This window comes from Endozoicomonas sp. Z74 (genome assembly GCF_057680865.1).
Genome location: NZ_JBLYZI010000266.1, coordinates 1 through 844, shown reverse-complemented (window position 1 = coordinate 844; position 844 = coordinate 1). Strand labels below are relative to the sequence as shown.

Below are 844 nucleotides of genomic sequence, written 5' to 3'. Positions count from 1 at the left end.
TGTCGATAATCACCTGAAAGAACAGCGGCGTAATCAGGGCGAACAGTTGAATAAAAAACGACGCCAGCAGTACTTCATAGAGCAACTTTTTATGCTTGAGCATGGCCGGTATAAACCAGCTGAAGTCGAACCGGGTTAATGCTTCTGGCAGCAGAGAGCGTCTGGTGATGAAATAAATCTCGCCTGTTATTATGGAGTCAAGAACATCCAGGGAGACTGCTTCTGGTGATGACTTATCTGGGCGCTGAACTAATGCTTTACTCGCATTAACTTTAGCAATCACCAAATAATCTCCGTCGACACTTTTAGCAATGACCGGAGCAGTAAGGTTTTCAAGTTGATACGCATTCGTTTTTTGAAATTGAACTCTGAGCTTTAGTGATTTTGCTGCCCTTAGAATCTCAAATTTGTTTATTAATTGTTCGTTTATGCCAAGTTGGCGTCGAATTTGTTCTGGGTTGGCTGATATTCCATAATATCTTGCAATCATTGCAAGGCAGCACAGGGCTGAGTTCGTATTTCTTACTTCACCCATTAGTACATACACTTTATTGTTGTATTTACGTTTTATTTACGATGGATTTAACTACAGGTTATGTGTAAGTTACATAGTCTAATAAGACTATTTGGTTAATTGGCAATTAATCAAAAAAAGCAATGGTTGTTTTTTTGTATGGTTGGGTGTTTTTTTATCGAAAATTTCAGCAAGCGATAAGGTGCATTAGTTCAGATCTGATCTGACAATTCCCTCTTCAAAAAAGGGAAGGGTTACCGATTTAGATAGAGGGTGAAATCACTGAAATCTAAATCGTAAAAAGGTAACCCTTATGATTCATACTAATCA

General features: G+C 38.3%; 1 protein-coding gene. It reads right to left on the bottom strand.

What is annotated here, in order from left to right:
- The coding region (locus ACNRUY_RS26675) for a cysteine peptidase family C39 domain-containing protein (RefSeq protein ID WP_488114694.1) at window positions 1-535 on the bottom strand (535 nt) is incomplete at its 3' end.
- Window positions 536-844: the final 309 nt, after the last annotated feature.